This window comes from Brevundimonas sp. Root1279, assembly GCF_001425945.1.
Lineage (GTDB): Bacteria > Pseudomonadota > Alphaproteobacteria > Caulobacterales > Caulobacteraceae > Brevundimonas.
The window spans coordinates 153,790-173,256 of the sequence record NZ_LMEB01000005.1; the positions used below are offsets into that span (position 1 = coordinate 153,790).

Consider the following 19,467-nt stretch of genomic DNA (forward strand, 5'->3'; position numbering starts at 1 on the left):
GCGGTGCGGGGGAGATAGGATACCGGCTCCGGGCCCCTTCGGCTCTCCGGCTCGCCCTGTCCGCTCCTGCCGTTGCGTGCCGCCATCGTCCCAATCTTCCCCGAGAGACGTGAATCCAATTCCATGACAGGCGTAGATGATGCCAGCCCCGAACTTAGGGGCATCAACGGGCGGGAACGCAGGCTGTTCCGTACCGTAACGTCGATTTGGGCGGCGGTGATGAGCTGGCTCGCGTTTCGCCCCGTGCCGCGGGTCGAACCGGGTCTTCCCTGGGACAAATTGCATCACGCCGCGGCCTTTCTGGTGCTGACCGTGCTCGCCGGACGAGGCTGGCCGCGCCTTGGGCCGGTGGCTCTGGCCGCCCTCATGCTGGGCGCCGGGATCGGCATCGAATTGATCCAGGGCCTGCCCGCAATCGGGCGCGACGCCGACGTCTGGGATGTGGTCGCCGACGCGGTCGGAATCGCGGCCGGTCTGCTCGTGCTGCGCGTCTGGGCGACGCGGCCGGTCAGGGGATGAGGGCGCGCCCGTCCGCCTTTCGGGCGGTCACCTCGGTCAGGGTCGGCTGCAGCGCCCGGCGGCGGGTCGAGGTGCCTTCGTAGATTCCGCCCATATTGACCTGCGGCGAGCGCAGGAGCGGGTTGGCCTCCTCCAGCCGGCTCAGGAACTCGATGCCCTGATACGGGTCGAAGCCGGCGCGCGTGACCAGATAGACGCCCATCTTGTCGGCGTCGGCCTCCGCCGAGAGCGACAGGCCCCGACGCATCGAGATCGCCCAGTTCGACGCGCCCTTCACGCCGGTGACGTCCGGCTGGGTCCGGTGCTCCAGGACGCCGTGCGCGAGTTCGTGACCGAGGGCGAAGGCCAGTTCGTCATCGTTTCGGGCCAGCTCGGCCATGGTGTTGGTGATGAAGACATGACGCCCGTCGAACCGGCTGCGGGGCGTGTCCGAGATGTCGACCTGGGTGTCATAGGCGCAGGCCAGCACCGGCCTCAGTTCGACCGTGCGGTCGGCGCCGTCGCGACGAACAGTCAGCTGCGCCGGTCCACGGGACAGGGCGCCGTCGACGACGGCGATATTGGCCTTCAGCCCGTCATACGACTCTCCCGCGCCTCCGGCGCCGGCGGCCAGGGCCTGTCCGTTGACGGCGACGATCAGATCCCCGGGCGCCAGGCCGGCCTTGGCGGCTGGGCTGTCGGACGGCGCCACCAGGATGCCGGGAAGATCGCCCTCCAGGCCGAAGCGGCGCTCGGCCAGGGGGCGCAGCTCGGCGCCGTACTGGCTGGCTGAATGCAGGGTCCAGCCGGCGCGCTGGCGGCTGACCGGGCAGAGGTCGGCATTGGCCTTGGCCAGGGTCCAGGAGACCGAGGCGACGCGAGCGTCCAGAGCCGTCAGGCCCTCGAGCCGCGCCTCTGGCGAGGCCGGCGGCTCGGCCGGCGCCGTTTCGTGAGGCGGTCCGCCGTTGCAGCCCGCCGCGACCAGGGCCGCGCCCAGGACTCCCGCAGCAGCGAGGCGGGCGAGCGACCGCAACGGATCAGAACGGTCGGAAGATCGACAGCGCGGGCAGGGCGCCGACGATTTCGCGCATGGCGCTGTTCATCTGCGAGGTGTCGACCACGATGATGTCGTCGCCGAGGACGGCCGGATCATCCGCTCGGCCCTGGCGAATGGCGCGCAGGTCGAACAGGGCCACCGAGCGCTGCCCGTTGATGTAGCGGAACACGGCGACCTGGGTCAGATCGGCGACGCGGCTGGGCCCTTCGGCCATCGCGACGGCCTGGAGCAGCGAGGTCGAGCCGCGCATCTCGTAGACGCCCGGCTTGATGACGGCGCCGTCGATGGTGATCTTCTGGCTGGCCGCCTGGGTGACGGTGACGGTGACCTGCGGATTGCGCAGGTACTGGGCGCTGAGCTTATCGGCGATCGCGGCGCCGAGTTCGCCCGACGTCATGCCGGTGGCGCGGACGGCGCCGATCAGCGGCATCTGGATATTGCCCGAAGTGTCGACGGTCAGCTGGTCGAACGACAGGTCCGGCACCTGGAAGACCCGCACCGCCAGCTTGTCGCTGACGCCGATGCGGTATTCGCCGATCGCCGCGGCGGAGGCCTGGGCGAACTGCAGATTGCTCGGCTGGGCCGCCGTCATCTGCTGCACGTCCATTTTCGGACCGCCGCAGGCCGAAAGCAGAGCGGCGACCAGGACCAGGGGAAGAAAACGCTTCATAGGGGACGGTACCTTGATGCTCAGGCGGCCTTGAACAGGCGTTTGAAGAAGCCCGGCCGCGAAGCCTGACGACGGGCGCCGACTGCGGCCGGAACCGTTGCAGGCGACTCGTTGTCCAGCACGGCGAGGGGTCGGGTCAACACCATGTCTTTCGCAGCCTCTTCGCCGAGGCGCTCGGCGACCGCTTCTACGGCCTGCGAGAGCACGGGCGAACGGCTGCGCAGATTGTGCGCGTCGGTGGCCAGGATGTGGACGATGCCCTCGTCGACCATCCGCTCGGCCCAGTACTGGGTGCGCTTGCCGAAGCGGCCGGTGATCGAGCCGGCGGTGATCTGCATCCAGGCGCCGGCTTCGGCCATCTGGACCATCAGCTCGTAGTGGTCCTCGATCCAGCGCAGGCGCTCGGGATGGGTGATCAGCGGATGGAAGCCGGCGGCCATGCAGTCGAACACGGCGTCGGCCATGCGCGGCGGGGCGGTGTTGTGGGGCGGCTCGAACAGGAAATAGCGGCTGTCCGCCAGGGTCAGCTTGGACCCGTCGCGCAGTCCGCCGGCCAGGCCGGGCACCAGATGCACGTCGGCGCCGGTGACCAGGCGCAGCGGAATGTCCGCGTTGTCGAGTTCAGCCTGCAGGGCGACCACGGCGGCGCGCACGCCTTCCGAAGTGTTCTCGTAATAGCCCGGCATCATGTGCGGGGTGCAGGCGGTGACCGTGATGCCGTCGGCGACAGCCATCCGCGCCATCTCGAGCGAGGTCTCGAGATCGGGGGCGCCGTCATCGATGCCCGGCAGGATATGGCAGTGAAGGTCGATCACATCGGTCTCGTGGTCGGGCGCCGTGTCAGGCGCCTGCGGTGATTGAAGAGCGCCCCCCGGAGCTGACCCCTAACGCGGCTTTGCGACTTTAGTTCAATCCCTTCGGTGCAGACTCGATCAGTCCTTCGACGGCGGCCAGGCACACCTGATCGAAGGCCCCGGTGATGTGATAGAGCGAACTGGCCGGCGCCGGCTCGTCGATGAAGCCTCCGTCGGGGTTCAGCTTGTCGCGCCACGTTCCGTTGGGCTGGAGATAGAGGGCCAGGCCGCGCACCGCGGCGTCGGCTTCGACCAGCCGCTGGGTGCGTTCTCCATCGTCGGTGAGGGCCGCCATGTTCAGGGCTGCGCGCAGCCATTCGGTCTGGGGCCACAGACGGGCGACCGGGCTGCGGACCTTCAGGCTGTCGTCGAGCTGGTCGATGGCGACGCCGCGCCGTGGGTCGATGCCGCGCAGGCCGTGACCGTAGAGCCGGCGGGCCGCAGCCATGGCGCGCTCGTCGCCGCGGGCCAGCGCGTGGCGCGACAAAAGGAAGCTCCATTCGAACTGATGGCCGGGCTCGACCAGTCGGCCGTCGTCGCCGGCCGCGGGGCGCCAGTCGGCGTCGAAGAACTCGCGCAGGAAACCGCGTTCGGCGTCAATGAAGCGACTGAGCGCCAGCGCCGCGATCGCGTCGGCGATCCCGTCCCAGCGCCGGTCGACGCCGCGCGCCGCCCAGGCTTGGGCGGCTTCGAACAGGTGCATGTTGGCGTTGGCCTGGAAGGGATGGTCGCCGCTCTCGCGCCATCCGCCGTCGGCCAGCTGCTCGGCCTCCAGCCGGTCGAGCATGACCCTCGCCTGGGCCTCGCAGCGATCGGTCTGAATGCCGGCGGCATGGGCGGTGGCCAGGGCCAGCAGAGCGAAGGCCTGTTCGTAGAGGACGACGGCGTCGTCCTGCACGGTGCCATCAGGATTGAGCGCATTGCGGATCGCGCCGTCCGGTCGGACGTAGCCGGCCAGGAAGCGGTCGAGGCCGGTCTCGACCCGCTCGCGCCACGGCCCCTGCCAGCCCAGTGCCCCGGCGCGGCACAGCACGAACAGCTGGCGGGTCTGGACCCGCGCCCGCCGCCGCGTCTCCTGCGGCCGGCCTTGCAGCGTCAGGGCCTCGACGAAGGATCCGTCGGCGTGGACGCCCAGCGTGCTCCAGATCGGCAGGGCGGCGGTGCGCATCCAGTCGCCGAAGCGCGCCCAGGGGGCCGGGTCGCGGTCGTCGGGCACGTCGGCGTGGCGCGGAGCCTCGGCCTTGATGCGGTCGACCAGCACCTTGACCTGCTGGGCCTGGGCCAGGTCGCACACCAGCACCGCGTCCGGCTCGGCGACGATGGCGATGTTCGAGACGCCCAGGGTGGCCACGACCATGCCGCTGGCGGCGCGGACCAGGGTGCCCTCGCTGTCGATGGCGATATGCAGACCGGACTGGCCGGTCCCGGTGTCCAGCACGGAGTCCCAGGCGCCGAGGTCGGACCAGGCGAAGTCGACCGGCAGCACGGAGGTGCGGTCGCTCTTCTCCATGACGGCGTAGTCGATCGAGATCTTCGGCGCGGCGCGGAAGGCGTCGGTCAGGCGCACCATCGGCCCCGTCTCGCCCGGCGGCAGGGCGGCTTCGGCGGCCTCGCCGATGGCCGGGGCGTGGGCGGCCAGCTCTTCCATGAGGGTGCGGGCGGCGACGATGAAGTTGCCGCTGTTCCACAGGAAGCCCTCGCGGACGTAGCGGGCGGCGGTGTCGGGGTCCGGCTTCTCGACGAAGCGGCTGACCGGCGCCAGACCGGGGCCGGCCGGGCAGATGTAGCCATAGGCGGAGGAAGCGAGGGTCGGGGTCACGCCCAGGGTGACGATGCGGCCGCGCCGGGCCTCCTCGGCGGCAGTCAGCACCGCCTGGCGGAAGGCTTCACCGTCCGGGATATGGTGGTCGGAGGCGATGATGGCGGCGACGCCGTCCGGGTCGAGCCGTTGGACGAAGGCGGCGGCGGCGGCCATGGCCGGGCCGGAGTCGCGCGCCTCGGGTTCGAGCAGGACCACCGCCTCGGTCTCGATGTCCGCCAGCTGGGCGGCGATGGAGGAGGCGTGGCTCGCGCCGGCGACGACGATGATCCGGCCGTCGGCCGCCAGCGGCGCGACCCGCAGGACCGTGCTCTGGAACAGGGAGTGTTCGCCGGCGAGCGCGAGGAACTGTTTCGGCCGTCCGGGACGGGAGGCGGGCCACAGGCGCGAGCCTGCGCCGCCGCACATGATCACCGGATAGATCGTCATCTTTCCCCCGGGGCCGTCGCTCCTGATCGGCTTTCTAGAGGCTTCGCGCGCCGCCGTCTCGCCCCGGTTGCGTCCGGGTGCGCCGCCCGTCGGCGGGAGTCGCCTTCGGCCCCCGGAATCCCGGCCCTGTCCGGGTGCGGCGTGGCAGCAAGGTGACAGCTTTGCCGTAAGGAGCTAAGAGGCGGGAACTTTTCCGGAAGTTGGCCATTGCAGGCCGTTCGGGGTGTCGCGCGGGGCGCGATGAATCCGGACTGATCGACGTTGGATGAAGGGGACCGGCAAGGCTTCGTCACAGTGCCTTAAGGCGGCCGTCCGATAAGGGTGGCGGCGGGGCTGACGGACCTGACGCCGGGCGTAACTGACTTGGGTATTGCGAATATCTTGGCGATCCGGGCGCTGAAGGTCACGTTGCGGGCGACGATCCGCTTCGTCGCCGTCATCGGCGCCTATCTGCTGGCCTCGGGCCACGGCGTGACGCCGGGGGCCATCCTGCAGTCCATCGACGCCGCCTGGGTGCACGCCGCCGCCTTCGCCGTCCTCGGCTTCGGCCTCGACCTGTTCTTCCGAACCGACCGCGCCCTGTGGCGATACGTCTCGATCGTCGACATCGGACCGATCGTGCGCACCTCCGTGCTGTCGGCGGCCATCTTCCTGGCCTTCAACTTCTTCCTCGAGCGCGGGGCCTCGCTGCCGCGCTCGACCATGCTGGTCCTGCCGGTCCTCGACATCATCCTGACCCTGGCGCTGGTGCTGGCGCGTCGCATCGTCCACGACAAGGAGGCGCTGCGCACCCTGGCGCCGTTCGTCGGCAAGCATGACGACCGCACGCCCCTGATCCTGGTCGGGCGCATGGACCGCGTCGACACCTTCCTGCGCGAGCTGTCCCGCGGGGGCGGGGACTATCGCCCGGCCGGCATCGTCACCGACACCGCTGGAACCACCGCTCGCGAGCTGCGCGGCGCCAAGGTGCTGTCCGGGGTCAAGCCGGCCGCCGACGTCCTGGACGACTTCCTCAACCGCGGCGTCGATCCGGCCCTGGTCTTCCTCGACGACGCCATCACCCCGTCGGACTTCGGGGTCGAGCGCCTGGGCCAGCTGCGCGCCCGCGGCGTGCACCTGCTGCGCACTCCCAGCCTGGTCGAAGTCGGCGCCGGCGCCGACGACACGGTCATGCGCGAGTTCAAGTTCGAGGAGCTCCTCGCCCGCGCGCCGGTGCGCCTCGACGACTCGCCCCTGCGCGCCCTGGTCGCCGGCCGCCGCGTGCTGGTCACCGGCGCGGGCGGCTCGATCGGCTCGGAGATCTGCCGCCAGGTCGCCAGCCTCGGCTGCGGCCACCTGGCCATGCTGGATCATTCGGAATTCGGCCTGTTCACCATCGACCAGGAGATCGGCGACCGCTGGCCGACCCTGTCGCGCCGCGAATATCTGCACGACGTCCGCAACAAGGCCCTGCTGCACGAGTGCTTCGACGGCGAGCGTCCCGACATCGTCTTCCACGCCGCCGCCCTCAAGCACGTGCCGCTGATGGAGCGCCATCCGTGTGAGAGCGTGCTCACCAATGTCGTCGGCACCTGGAATGTGGCCGAGAGCGCCAACGCCGCCGGGGTGAAGCACATGGTCTTCATCTCGACCGACAAGGCCGTCGATCCGCCGAACGTCATGGGCGCCACCAAGCGCCTGGCCGAGGCCGTGGTCCGCGCCCAGCAGACCAGCGAGGGCAATACGCGCTTCAGCGTCGTCCGCTTCGGCAATGTGCTCGGCTCGGCCGGCTCGGTGGTGCCGACCTTCCGCGCCCAGATCGAGCGCGGCGGACCGGTGACCGTCACCCACCCGGACATCGAGCGCTACTTCATGACCATCCCGGAGGCGGTGCAGCTGGTCCTGCACGCCACGGCCCATTCGGCGCACCAGCCCGACGGCCCGCTGGGCGTCTTCGTTCTCGACATGGGCAAGCCGGTGAAGATCATGGATCTGGCCCGCCAGCTGATCGAGCTCTCCGGCAAGACCCCCGGCCGCGACATCGAGATCGAGGTCACCGGCCTGCGCCCCGGCGAGAAGCTGTTCGAAGAACTGGTCGACTCCAGCGAGATGTCGGAGATGTGCGGCCAGAGCCTCATGTGCGTCACCGACCGCATCAAGGGCGCCCGCATGACCGAGCAGACGGTGCAGAAGCTGGAGCGGATCGCGCGCTCGGGGGACGCCGCCGCCGCCCGCGCCCTGATCTTCGAGACCGTGGCCCAGGTCCGCGCCGTTCCGACCGAGGAACGCCCCGCCGTGGTGCCCATCCGGCGGGCCTGATCGCCGTCGCGTCTCGCCCTAGTGCGAGATGTCCTTGGCCCGCAGCACCTTGCCGACCGTCATCCAGATGGTCTTGAGGTCGAGGCCGAAGGTGCGGGTGTTCATGTACTCGACGTCCAGCCGCACCTTGTCCGGGATGGGCAGCTCGTCGCGGCCGTTGACCTGCGCCCAGCCGGTCAGCCCCGGTCGGAGGCGATGCACCCCGGCCTCGGTGCGCAGGGCGATCAGGTCATCCTGGTTGAACAGGGCAGGGCGCGGCCCGACGATCGACATGTCGCCGGCCAGGATGCTCCACAGCTGCGGCAGTTCGTCGAGGCTGGACTTGCGCAGGAAGCCGCCGATCGGCGTCAGCCAGACGGTGGTGTCGCTCAGCAGGTGGGTGGCCACGGCCGGGGTCTCGATCCGCATCGAGCGGAATTTGGGCATCTTGAAGATCCGGTTGTCCCGGCCGACCCGGTCGGACCAATAGATCGCCGGCCCCTTCGACGTCGCCTTCACCGCGATCGCCGTCGCCAGCATGACCGGCGACAGGGCGACCAGGGCTCCGCCGGCCATGACGATGTCGAATCCGCGTTTCAGCACGCTCATCGGGCGTTCAGGGCCTTGCGCATGGCGTCGATGATGCGGTCGATTTCATCCTGACGCATGTTCGACCCCGAGGGCATGCACAGGCCGCGCTCGAAGATTCGGTCGGACACCGGCTCATTGCCGTGGGCGAAGTGGCGGCAGTGGCTGAACACCGGCTGCAGGTGCATCGGCTTCCACACCGGACGGCACTCGATCATCTCGTCGGCGAGGCGCTGGATGACTTCGGACGCGGTGACCCCTGCGACTTCCGGGTCGACGGTCAGGGCCGAGAGCCAGCGGTTCGACCAGCTCCACTCCGGCTCCGGCTGGAACTCCAGGCCGGGAATGCCCGCCAGCCCCTCGCGGTACGCCTCGTACACCGCCCGGCGCGCCTCGACCCGCCGGCCCAGCACCTCCAGCTGGCCGCGGCCGACCCCGGCCAGGATGTTCGACATGCGATAGTTGAAGCCGATCTGGCTGTGTTGATAGTGCGGGGCCGGATCGCGCGCCTGGGTCGAGAGGAAGCGCGCCTGCTTGATCAGCTCCTCGTCGTCGGACACCAGCATGCCGCCGCCCGAGGTGGTGATGATCTTGTTGCCGTTGAACGAGAAGACCCCCATCAGGCCGAACGAGCCCGACTCCTTGCCCTTGTAGGTCGCGCCCAGGCTCTCGGCCGCGTCCTCGATCACCGGCACCCCGTGCCGATTGCAGATGGCCAGCAGGGGATCCATGTCGGCCGACTGGCCGTACAGGTTCACGACGATCACCGCCTTGGGCAGCCAGCCCTCGGCGACGGCCGCATCGAAGGCCCGCTCCAGCGCCGCCGGCGACATGTTCCAGCTGTCCGGCTCGGAATCGATGAAGACCGGCTCGCCGCCCTCGTAGACGATCGGATTGGCCGAGGCCGCGAAGGTCAGGGTCGAGCAGAACACCTTGTCGCCCGGCTTCACCCCGAGCATCCGCACCGCGAGATGGATGGCGGCCGTGCCCGAGGAGACGGCGGCGGCGTGCTTCACCCCGGCCAGCGCCGCGATCTCGCGTTCGAAGGCGTCGACGTTCGGCCCCAACGGGGCGATCCAGTTGGTGCGGAAGGCCTCCTCGACGAACTGCAGCTCCGCCTCGCCCATATGCGGCGTCGACAGCAGGATCGGCGCGCCGATGTCGCGGCGGTTCAGCACCCGCACCACCCGGCCCTCGTCGTCGATCAGCGGCAGATGGTTGATCTCGTTGGCGTCCATCAGGGCCAGGGCGGCCTTGCGGGTGACCACCTCGGGCGCCGTCACCGACTCCAGCGCCGGCAGCCGCTCCAGGGTGTCGCCCATTTCCGAACCGGCGAGCAGCAGGCGGCGCAGGTCGCCGTCGGTGACGGTGCGCTCGAACCGTCCGGCCGCGTCGACCAGCAGCAGCATCTGCATGCCCGAGGCGTTGATGGTCGCCATGGCGTCGCGGATGGTCGCGGTGCGCGGGGCGCTGAAGGTCTCGATTTCGGTCATTCAGGAGGCTTTCGGGGCGGCGGGCACGCCGGTCCAGGTCTGGTGGGCGGCGATGTCGCGGGTGACCACGGCGCCGGCGCCGACGGTCACGTCGTCGCCGATGCGGACCCCGGGCAGGACGACGGCGCCCGCGCCGATCAGGCAGCGTCCGCCGACCGACACCCCGCCGCCGAGGCTGGCGTTGGGCGCCACATGGGTGAAGTCGCCGACGCTGCAGTCGTGGTCCACGACCGCTCCGTGGTTGACGATCACGCTTCGCCCCAGCCTGGCCTGGGGTCCGACCACGGCCTGGGCCGCAATGAAGCTGCCGCCGCCGACGCTGGCGGAGCGCGACACGCTCGCCGCCGGATGGCGCACGGTCATCGCCGCGGCCCCGGCCGCCTCGGCCCGGTGGTGCAGCTTCTGGCGCGCCGCCGCCGAGCCGATCGCGACATGGAAGGACAGGCCGGCCATCGACGGGGCGATCTCCGGAATCTCGACCGGCAGGCCCAACAGCGGCGGGCCCGGGTCGTTCGCCCGGACGACCACGGTCGACAGGTTGGAGCCGCCCTCCATCAGGGCGTCCAGCACCACGCGTGCATGCCCTCCGGCGCCGATCAGATGGATCATCTCAGTACCCGTTGACCTTCATCAGGAGGGAGGCATCCAGCGGCGCGCCGGCCAGCAGCCGCGCGATGCGCTCGCCGGCCCGCCCATCGCCATAGACATTGGCCGGCTCAGACCGGCCGCGCGCCAGCAGGGCGGCCACGCCTTCGGCCAAGGCGCCCTCGTCCGCCGCCACGTCGAGCACGTTGGCATTACGCTCGCGCAGGTTCTGGCGCGGGCCGACGTTCAGCACCGGCGTGCCGAAGCTGGCCGCCTCGATGATGCCGGCGCTGGAGTTGCCGACCATCAGGTCCGCATGGGCCATCGCCGCAACGAAGGCCGGCCGCGCCAGGTGCGTGCGCACGGTCAGGCCGGGCGCGCCCTTGGCCTCGGTCAACACCGCCCGCACCCCCTCGCTGCCCGCATCGGCGTTAGGGAGCAGGGCCAGCACCTGAAGGCCCGCCGCAAGCAGGGCGTCGAGGATGCGGCGCGCGTCGTCGGCGGCCGTTTCCGCCTCCTGCAGCACCGGGTGGTAGACCATCAGGGCGAAGGGCCGCGCCGGATCCAGCCCGTGCAGCCGGATCACCTCGTCGCGCGGGGGCAGGTCGTCGTCGGTTAGTCCGTCCAGCCCCGGCGCCCCGGTGACGTGGATGTTGGCCGGGCTCTCGCCCATCCGCACCAGCCGCTCGGCGGCCTCCTCGGTGGCCGCGAAATGCAGGTGGCTGAGCTTGGAGATGGCGTGCCGCACCGGCTCGTCCACCGTGCCCGAACGCTCGCCCCCGTGGATGTGGGCGACGGGGATGTTCAGGTGGATCGCCGCCAGCGCGCCGGCCAGCATCTCGCCCCGGTCGCCGAGCAGCAGCACCGCGTCGGGGCGCTCGCTCTCCAGAATGTCGGTGAAGGCGGCGATCATGGTCCCGATGTTCCGCGCCATGGTCGCCCCGGTGGCGGGGTCCAGCGGCACTGGAACCCGCCCGGCGATGCGCAGCCCGGCCGCCTCGATCTCCTCCACCGTGTTCCCGTAGTAGGGCGACAGGTGCATGCCGGTGACGATGACCGCGAGCTCCAGCTCCAGATGGTCGCGCAGGATTTGCAGCGTCGACCGCATCAGGCCGAAGTCGGCCCGCGTGCCCGAGATGTAGCAGATGCGCCGCATGCTCAGGCCAGATGCTCCCAGGTCAGGGGCTCGCCGGCCGCCACCGGCGCCTTCAGCGCGCGGCCCGGCAGCTCCTCGAAATGCTTGGGTGCGATGCCCGAGGCCGGGCGCAGCAGGATCAGGTCGGCCGCGCTCAGCACATGGCCGGCGGGCAGGGCGGTGCGCGCCATCACCGACCGCCGCGCCACCGCCCGCACCGGCAGCTCCGCCTCGGTCGGGGCCTTGACCGCCGAGCCCAGCGCCGCCTCTACGTCGCGGATCTGGCCCACCAGATCCGTCAGTTGCTGCACCGTCAGCGAGGCGCGGTGGTCCGGGCCGGGCAGGGTCGGATCCAGCGTGAAATGCTTCTCGATCACCGTCGCGCCCAGCCCCACCGCCGCCGTCGACACCGCCAGTCCGAGGGTGTGATCCGAATAGCCGACCGGCAGGCCGGTGACCTCGCCGATGGTCCGCATGGCCCGCAGGTTCACGTCCGACGGAGCCGCCGGATAGTTGGAGGTGCAGTGCAGGATGGTCACCGCCTCGGCCATCGGCTCCCTGAAGCCATGCTGCGCCCGCGTCGCGGCGATGACCGCCACGGCCTCGGTGATCTCGTCCATCGTCGCCATGCCTGTCGAGACGATCATCGGCCGACCCAGCGCCGCCAGGTGGCGCAGGAAGGGATGGTTGACGATCTCGCCCGAGGGAACCTTGATCCGCGCCATGCCGGCGCCGACCAGGAAGTCGGCGGCCTCTTCGTCGAACGGGGTCGACATGAACTCCACCCCGACCTCGCGGCAGCGCGCGATCAGCCGGTGGTGCAGGTCCTCGGACATCTCGAGCGCCTTCAGCATCTCGTGCTGGCCGCCCTCGCCGGTCTCGCGCTTCTGGTAGTCGGCCTTCTCCGCCCCCGGCGCGGCCAGCTTGTCGGCCGAGAAGGTCTGGAACTTGACCGCGTCGGCCCCCGCCGCCTTCGCCGCATCGACCATGGCCAACGCCCGGTCGGCGTCGCCGTTATGGTTCACGCCCGCTTCGGCGATGATGAAGACGCTCAAATGGGCTCCTCCCGGCTGCCCGACCGGTCTAACCCAAGCCGCGCGGCTCAGGTAGTTGAAACCGCTGACTTGGGAGCCCATCCGAGCACTTCGCGCGTGTGTTCGATGTCGACCTCCAGGTCGCCGAACAGCTGCGAGGCCATCGCCCCCTTGCCCGCCAGCTTCAGCGGAGCCGCCAGCAGCCCCGTCGGAACCGGCAGCAACGTCAGTCGTCGCCCCTGCGCCGCCGCCATCGTCTCCAGCAGCGCCCGCGTCGACACCGGCCGCCCGTCGCTGACCAGGAAGGTCTCGCCCGCCGCCGCCGGGTGGTCGATGACGACGTCGATCAGATCCGCCAACACCTCCACCGAGACCAGGTCGCGCCGGTTCCCGCCCGCCAGGCCGAACGGCAGCGGCAGCCCTTTGGCCAGGATCCGCTCCAGCGTCGCCAGATTGCCCTTCGGCTCCGGCCCGGTGATCAGCGGCGGCCGAATCACCACCACCTCGAGCCCGGTCTCCGCCGCCAGCGCCCAAAGCCCCTGCTCGGCCTCCCATTTGGACACCGCATAGGGCGAGTGCGGCGCCGGCGCATCGTCATGCCGGAACCCGCGCCCGTGCGTCTCGGCCCCGTTCACCCCGATGCTCGACACGAACACGAACCGCCGCACCCCCGCCGCGACCGCTTGTCGCGCCAACGCCAGCGTCCCCTCGACATTCACCGCCCGAAACGCCGCCAGCGGATCCCCCGCCGTCTCCTTGAGGACATGCACCCGCGCCGCGCAGTGCACCACGGCGTCCACGCCCGCGAGCGCCGCAGACCAGTCCGCTCCCGCGGCAAGATCGGGCGAGCCCACGGCCTCAACGCCCAAGGGCCAACCGCCGGCGTCGCGGCGCGCGGCGGCGCGGACGGAGCGCCCCCCCGCCGCCAGACGCCCGACCACAGCCCGGCCGAGGAAGCCGGACGCGCCCGTGACGAAGATTTTTTCAGGGGGCAACTGACTGTACCGCGGCGGATTGCATCGGTGGGAGCGCCAGTGCCCCGCGGTCATTTTCGACGGAAAGGAATCGACGCGCACCTTCGATGCTGAAGTGGTTGTCGTCGAAGTACATTGATTTTCCATCGATCAGGGAAGCGCACCCTTTCGTGCTACAAACGGCTTGGCTCGGGTCTAGAAGAGAGACCCTGGGCATGCGCGCCAGACGCTGCAGAACGGGAAGGATGAACGCGTTGCGCTCGCGGTAAAACTCAATCGTGGTCCCTGTTATGCGGTCTGAATCATTGGGGTTGCCGGTGAACGTGTAGCGCTCGACGTGGGTCGGGAGATCTGGGATCGGGGCAACGAGGTAGACCTGCTTGCCTGAGGCCGTAAGCCGCTCAACGATCCGTTCTAGGCTCGCGACGTAGCGCTGGCGTGCTTCGTCAGGCGGTAAATCCAGCAGGAAGTTGGGTCGTGCCGTCGGCGTCTTCGGGAAAGTTTTCGTCTGGTCCCCATAAAGATAATAGCTGTGACGGAAAACTAGGATCACATTCGTGATCTCGGTGTCCCGCTCAAGGTACTCTACGGCCTTGTTCAGCCAAGCCGTGCATCCCGGGTTATCCGACTCGAAAGTCAGGGCCGCTTGGCAGCCACTGAACGTCAAGTGCAGCACCCCTTCTTGCTTGGTCTGAAGGCGTTCGGCCAGTGCATAGGCGATCTCGACGCCATGGCTGTCCCCAAAGACCGCCCAATGCACACGTTCCTTCACGAAGTAGCGACAGGCCCCGTCCGGCCCTCGGGCGTCCACACCCTCCACGTGGCATTCATCACGCAGGGGGCTGGGCGCACCGGTTGCTGCGACGGCAAGCGTGCGTTCACTGAAGCGATCGGGAAAGCCCTTGTTCACATGGCCGGCCATGCCAGCGGCAATCAAGAGCGCGGAGCCGATGAGGAAAAGGGAATAGATCTGGAGCCGAGAGAATCTTTGTCTGTTTCGAAAAGGCGTTTCTACGCACTTCAGCGAAAACCAGGCTAGCGCGAAGGTCGCCAAGATGAGCACGGCGTACGCGGGCCAACCGTGTTCAGCGAAGCCTTGCATTCGGGAAAGCGAGAACAGCGGCTGGTGCCAGAGGTAGGCGCTGTAGGACAGCAGGCCGACGAACACGAAGGGTCGACTGGCCAGTATCCGTCCGGTCATCGAGGTTGGAGTGGCAAGTAGTATGAGCAGTGCCGTGCCCAGGACCGGCGGAACCGCGCTCCAGCCCGGAAAAAGGGTCGTGCTGTCGTAGAACCAAATCGGTAGCGCAATGAGAGCCGCGGCGATCAGTTCGAGCGCCGGTTTCGCGAAGCGTATGCGCATAATGGCCCGTCGCCACGAGACCTCATGAATCGCGACGAATACGCCAAACAGGAGTTCCCACGCCCGCATAGGGGTGAGGAAGAACGCCATCATCTGTTCTCTGGGCGCATAGTCGACGCATAGCCAGAATGATCCCAGAAGTGCCGCGGCCATCAGGGCGTCGAGAAGCCACCGGCGCCCCCATCCCGCAACGATCGCTAGGAACGGAAACGCGATGTAGTACTGTTCTTCGACTGACAGGCTCCACATGTGAAGCAACGGATAGAGTTCGGCATCGCCGCCGAAGTACCCGCTCTTAAGCCAGAAGAAGATGTTTGAAGCAAAGCCTGTGGTGGCGACCAGGCTCTGGGCGTAGGTCTGAAGTTGATCTGGAGGCAGAATAATCCAAGAGGCAACGGATGTCGCAATCAGTGTGACGAACAGGGCCGGGAATATTCTTCGAATTCGACGCTCATAAAAACCAAGAAACGAAAATGATCCCTGGTTGATCTCCCGCAGAATAATCGCGGAAATCAGGTATCCGCTGATAACAAAGAAGATGTCTACGCCAACGTAGCCTCCAGTCGCGATGCCCAGTCCGGTGTGGAACAATATCACCGAAACGACAGCAACGGCCCGCAGCCCGTCAACTTCGGGCCGGTATCCCCCCTCGCTGATCTTCATCGCGCAGAGAGTCGCATCGCGCCCTGCGGCATTGGCGGGAAGGATGCCCGCTGAACCTTGGCGGCCAAGAAAGCAACGATCATCCAGACGTGAGTCACGAAGCCATTCGAAAAGCCGATAGGGGTGTTGATCAAGCTAAAGAAGATGCCAACTGTCACGAACGGCACAAGGAGCATCCAGCGATCATCCATGCCTCTTTTGACATTGGCGTAAACCTTCCCGCTGAGCCATCCCCAAAGGAAGCAGGGTATCAGGCCGAAGAATCGAAAATCGACATATAATGACCCGAACGCCGACGGCAGGAATCCGTAAGTGTTCATCCGTAGAAGAACGGCGTATCCGTCCGCAATGAACTGTCCATTGATGCGGCGTGTGGCGGCGGCGACCAAGTCTACGCCATAGGAACCGAGCATCATCGAACCGTTGTAGTCTGTGAAGATCGCATTGGACATCACCAGCCCCTGCACCAGGTACCACACGAAGACGAACACCAGATAGGTTCCGTCGGGCCCGAGCAGCGCGAAGAAGACGTTGGAAAACCGCCCGTTGAAGTTCACACCCCATGAGGTGCTGGCCACGCCGAACATGCCTTCGACGCCGCCCGCGACATCAGCGCGGGCGAAGAAGACCTGGACAAAATAGAGCAGCATGATCCCGCCGAGTGCGGCGATGCCTACCTTCGCCGAAGTTCCGAGTTTGAACGGACGACGGGAGCGAGCACGCGCCGCTCGCGGCGAAGGACGGACCGGGAAAAGCTGCCGCCTCAGGGCGAAGCCGAAGACGATCATCAGAAGCGCGTAGAACAGGGGGGCCCGTCCCCCCATCGCTAGCGAGGTGATTACGACTGGAGCCAAGCCGAAAGCTGCGGCTCGCCACCAGACCGGCCGGGACCTGTAGGCCACTTCCCGTACGAGATACACATAGCCTGCGGGGTACGTCAGAAATGCGAGTTGGAACCAGATAGTGCTGTCGGATTGGCTGCCTGCGAGCAACGCGCCAGCGCGATCCGATCGAACCTGATAGGCATCGGCAAGGTCGAGGATGTTTCGTCCCTGGATATCCATCACTGCCGCGAAGATCGCGATGATCCCGGCGATCATAAGGATCTGGTCTGTGAGTCGGAAATCTACTCGCGCCCCTGGTGGCCGAGGTCGTTGAGGTTGCGGTCGCGCCGCCACCAAGGCTCCTGCGCAATAGGTCGCGATGAACAGCACAAGGATCATGAATCCGTAAAGGGTCATCACCCGGTTCTCGAGCCTGAACGGCAACACGAAGAACGCGATGATGCAGCCTGTCCAGACAAGCAACATCAACACAGCCGGATGAAATTTCATGCCAGTTATTCGTCCTTAGGCTTCATTCCGGGCGGTCGCGTGCACGCGCGCCGTCATCCGATTACGCAGGTTATGACACGGCGCTCGCCGGATTCGACCATGCCGCCGCGGTGGATGCCCTTGGTGTCGAACAGGACGATCGAGCCGCGGGCGGCGGTGACGGCCCAGAGGCCTTGGCCGATCTCGCGGCCGAGGGGGGAGTCCGGGGTCAGGTCGTTGCCGAAGGCGCCCTTCTGGCGGAGCTTGCCGGGAAGGGCGGCGAAGCGGGCCCGGGCCTGGGCGTCTGTGCCGGCCAGGCCGTTGGAATCGTTGGCTTCGCAGATCAGGTCGTCGAGCCGCTTGATGCGCATCCGGTTGGAGCCGACGACATATGAGAACGGCCCCGTACGGGCGTCGACGTCGGTCATGTAGATGATCGCCTTGAGGTCGCCGCCCGAGGCGTCGCGGTGGCAGTAGGCGGTCGGCGGCAGCGTCTTCAGCTCGGCGTCCGGGAAGATGTCGCGCCAGAAGGTGTCGCTGACGTCGTTGATCTGCGGATTGACGTCGATCAGGCCCGCGCGGCGGCCCAGGTAGGCCGAGGCGACGGCGAAGACGCCGGCCTCGCGCAGGGTGGCCTCGATGGCCTCGAACAACTCGTGCTGGGCGGCGCGGCTGGCCTGGCCGCGGGATTCCTCGAAGGCGCGGCGCCCATTGGACTTGCCGCGGCGGGCGGCGAGGCGGTCGAACTCGGGGCGGGCGGCGGCGTCGAGGGCCTCGAACCGGTCTGACGGCATGGTCACGACGTGGATGCCGTGCTGGACCATCTTGCCGGCGTCGGCCTCGGCGGCGGTCAGCTTGCGGGCGCGGGCGTCGCCGCTGACCAGGTTCTGCAGCGCCGCGCCGGCGAAGCGCAGGCGGCCGCCGGGCGAGCGGTCGGTGCGGACGTCGAAGGGGATGAACTCGTATTTGACGGCGCGCTTGAGCAGCAGCTTGGCCATGCTGGCGGCGAAGATGCCGGTTGCTTCCAGCCGGGTCTTCAGCGACGGGCGGGCGACCAGGTCGCGGTAGGCGGCGTGGTTCTCATAGTCGACCAGGGACGGCGTCCAGCCGATCGGCGAGACGGGAGTGACCCCGTTCTCCGGTTCGACGGTCAGATAGCCGGCAGCGGCCATGTCTCGGATCCCTCAAACCTGCGCCCGAGCCCGCAACGGCAAGCCGGGAAACGGGTTCCGGGCATTTCCGTCAGGGAGGCGAAATCCCCTGATCAGTAGCGAAATCGCCACGGAATGGTCAAGCAAACCGGGGCCTTGGCGGTGTTCAACCGGCTGCGTGAAAGGCGCGCAGCGCCTCGAGCAGGACCGGCGCCGGATCGGCTTCGCGGGCCTCGCCCAGCGCCGCCGTCTGGTCGGTGTCGAGCTTGGGCAGGCGCGGCCAGGCGACCTTCAGGCCGCGGTGGCGGGCGAGTGAGGCGCACAGGGCCTCGGCAGCGGCCTTGGCGGTCGCGTACTCGACCAGCACGTCGGGGCCGTCTTCGACGAAGACGCTGGAGGGGCTGAACACGGCTTTCAGCGACGGAGCGAGAAGGGCGGCGGCGTCGGCCAGGCCGGCGACGTAGACGGCGCAGAACTGCTCGAACAGCGGGCGCGAGAAGCCGCCCTTGGGTCCCGTGGCGATGAAGGGGGTGGCGAAATAGTAGAGCCGGTCCGGGGCCCGGGCGGCGAGCGCCTGGCCCGCCTCGGAGCCGGGATCGAGCACGTCGAAGGGGGCGATGGAGACGATCCCGCCGGCGGCGCTGATCTCGTCGGCCAGGGCGCGGGCGTCCGCCTCGCCCCGGGCGTAGGTGAGCAGGACGTCAGCCCCGCCGGCGGCGAGCAGCTTGGCGCAGACCTCGCCGAGCCCGCGCGAGCCGCCGATGACCAGGGCGCGCTGACCGGCGAACTCGCCCGGCGCCACGAGGGCGGCGGCTTCGGCGTAGGCCAATTGCCCGCGCGGGGCGGGGCGGATGAAGGCGCGGACCTCGCCGGACAGGACCGCCGAGGCGACATCGAGCACGAGCAGGCCGAAGCGCGGGTCGGCCTGTTCGACGCGCCAGTCGATCCGCCCGGCGGGGGCTTCAGCGAAGGCCAGGTCGAGTTCCGAGAAGACCGAGTGCAGACCGGGCGCCTCCATGCCGACCAGCCGGGTCAGCGCCAGGATGGAAGCCAGCTGGCCGGACGCCAGACGGTCGGCGAGATGGGGCAGAAGCCGGCTCGCCAGGGCGGGGTCGAGCGCCAGCGGCAGGACGCCGGACAGGGCGTCATAGGTCGCGTGCTCGATCGGAGCGGCCGGCGCGAAGGCGCGCGGCTCGATCTCCCCTTCCAGGGCGTGGCCGGCCGACCATTCGAAATCGATGCGGGCGATGGTGTCGTCGCCGGAGGTCGCCAGCAGCCGCACCTTGCGGCCGTCGTCCTTGCGCACCGCCATTTCGACCGGGCGGTCGACGCGCAGGGGACGGGCGAAGGTGGCCTTCAGCGCGTGCAGGACGATCGGCCCCTCGCCGGCCGCGGCCCACTGGTCGAGCGCCCACAGCAGGGTGTGGACGCCGTGCACGGCGCAGGCGCCGAACATCAGCCGCCGCGCCCGCACCGGGTCGACATGCAGCGGGTTGAAGTCGCCGGACAGGGCCGCGAACGCCAGCTGGTCGGCTTCAGTGAAGGTCCGGCGGGTCATGGGGGC

At 68.7% G+C, this 19,467-nt stretch carries 16 protein-coding genes; 2 read left to right on the forward strand and 14 right to left on the reverse strand.

From position 1 onward, the window contains the following. Positions 1-72 precede the first annotated feature (72 nt). On the forward strand, positions 73-519 hold the full coding sequence (locus ASC65_RS06680) for a VanZ family protein (RefSeq protein WP_200939812.1): 447 nt from the start codon (positions 73-75) through the stop codon (positions 517-519). Here the strand turns inward: ASC65_RS06680 and ASC65_RS06685 are convergent. The 4 genes from ASC65_RS06685 to ASC65_RS06700 form a co-directional block, all read right to left on the reverse strand. Next, positions 509-1,531: a M48 family metalloprotease gene (locus ASC65_RS06685; protein ID WP_056450842.1), complete on the reverse strand. Its 1,023-nt coding sequence runs from the start codon at positions 1,529-1,531 to the stop codon at positions 509-511. The two genes, ASC65_RS06680 and ASC65_RS06685, sit on opposite strands and share 11 nt — an antisense overlap. Positions 1,532-1,535: 4 nt before the next feature. After that, positions 1,536-2,225 carry a polysaccharide biosynthesis/export family protein gene (locus tag ASC65_RS06690; protein WP_056450843.1) on the reverse strand — a complete coding sequence of 230 codons (690 nt, stop codon included), beginning with the start codon at positions 2,223-2,225 and terminating at the stop codon, positions 1,536-1,538. 20 nt (positions 2,226-2,245) lie between these two features. Continuing rightward, positions 2,246-3,040 carry a tyrosine-protein phosphatase gene (locus ASC65_RS06695; protein WP_056450846.1) on the reverse strand — a complete coding sequence of 265 codons (795 nt, stop codon included), beginning with the start codon at positions 3,038-3,040 and terminating at the stop codon, positions 2,246-2,248. An 88-nt stretch (positions 3,041-3,128) separates the two neighbouring features. After that, the gene (locus ASC65_RS06700; RefSeq protein ID WP_056450849.1) at positions 3,129-5,327 is read right to left on the reverse strand and encodes an AGE family epimerase/isomerase; all 2,199 of its coding nucleotides are present in this window, start codon (positions 5,325-5,327) and stop codon (positions 3,129-3,131) included. A gap of 381 nt (positions 5,328-5,708) precedes the next feature. On the opposite strand from ASC65_RS06700, the gene ASC65_RS06705 reads away from it, so the two are divergent. Beyond that, on the forward strand, positions 5,709-7,625 hold the full coding sequence (locus ASC65_RS06705; protein WP_056450852.1) for a UDP-N-acetylglucosamine 4,6-dehydratase family protein: 1,917 nt from the start codon (positions 5,709-5,711) through the stop codon (positions 7,623-7,625). Between the two features lie 18 nt (positions 7,626-7,643). Here the strand turns inward: ASC65_RS06705 and ASC65_RS06710 are convergent, their stop codons facing one another. The 10 genes from ASC65_RS06710 to ASC65_RS06755 all read right to left on the reverse strand — a co-directional run bounded on the left by ASC65_RS06710 (position 7,644) and on the right by ASC65_RS06755 (position 19,461). Then, complete coding sequence (locus tag ASC65_RS06710) at positions 7,644-8,213, reverse strand: sugar transferase (RefSeq protein ID WP_442854120.1); 570 nt, start codon at positions 8,211-8,213, stop codon at positions 7,644-7,646. Further along, a complete protein-coding gene (locus ASC65_RS06715; RefSeq protein ID WP_056450855.1) occupies positions 8,210-9,685 on the reverse strand; it encodes an aminotransferase class I/II-fold pyridoxal phosphate-dependent enzyme in 1,476 nt (491 codons plus the stop codon). The genes ASC65_RS06710 and ASC65_RS06715 overlap by 4 nt, the downstream gene beginning before the upstream one ends. After that, entirely contained in the window at positions 9,686-10,294 is a 609-nt protein-coding gene (locus ASC65_RS06720) for a NeuD/PglB/VioB family sugar acetyltransferase (RefSeq protein WP_056450858.1), read from the reverse strand. It lies immediately after the preceding gene. 1 nt (position 10,295) lies between these two features. Beyond that, entirely contained in the window at positions 10,296-11,426 is a 1,131-nt protein-coding gene (neuC, locus tag ASC65_RS06725) for a UDP-N-acetylglucosamine 2-epimerase (protein ID WP_056450861.1), read from the reverse strand. Positions 11,427-11,428: 2 nt separating this feature from the next. Continuing rightward, positions 11,429-12,460 (reverse strand): N-acetylneuraminate synthase, encoded by a 1,032-nt coding sequence (neuB, locus tag ASC65_RS06730; protein WP_056450864.1) that lies wholly within the window; start codon positions 12,458-12,460, stop codon positions 11,429-11,431. 47 nt (positions 12,461-12,507) lie between these two features. After that, positions 12,508-13,434 carry an NAD-dependent epimerase/dehydratase family protein gene (locus tag ASC65_RS06735; protein ID WP_056450867.1) on the reverse strand — a complete coding sequence of 309 codons (927 nt, stop codon included), beginning with the start codon at positions 13,432-13,434 and terminating at the stop codon, positions 12,508-12,510. Beyond that, a complete protein-coding gene (locus ASC65_RS06740) occupies positions 13,424-15,439 on the reverse strand; it encodes an acyltransferase family protein (protein ID WP_056450870.1) in 2,016 nt (671 codons plus the stop codon). Before ASC65_RS06740 ends, ASC65_RS06735 begins: the two co-directional genes overlap by 11 nt. After that, positions 15,436-16,773: an oligosaccharide repeat unit polymerase gene (locus ASC65_RS06745; protein ID WP_082525914.1), complete on the reverse strand. Its 1,338-nt coding sequence runs from the start codon at positions 16,771-16,773 to the stop codon at positions 15,436-15,438. The genes ASC65_RS06740 and ASC65_RS06745 overlap by 4 nt, the downstream gene beginning before the upstream one ends. 53 nt (positions 16,774-16,826) lie before the next feature. After that, complete coding sequence (locus ASC65_RS06750; protein ID WP_056450877.1) at positions 16,827-17,924, reverse strand: hypothetical protein; 1,098 nt, start codon at positions 17,922-17,924, stop codon at positions 16,827-16,829. Positions 17,925-18,069: 145 nt separating this feature from the next. After that, positions 18,070-19,461: an SDR family NAD(P)-dependent oxidoreductase gene (locus ASC65_RS06755; protein WP_056450880.1), complete on the reverse strand. Its 1,392-nt coding sequence runs from the start codon at positions 19,459-19,461 to the stop codon at positions 18,070-18,072. Positions 19,462-19,467 lie beyond the last annotated feature (6 nt).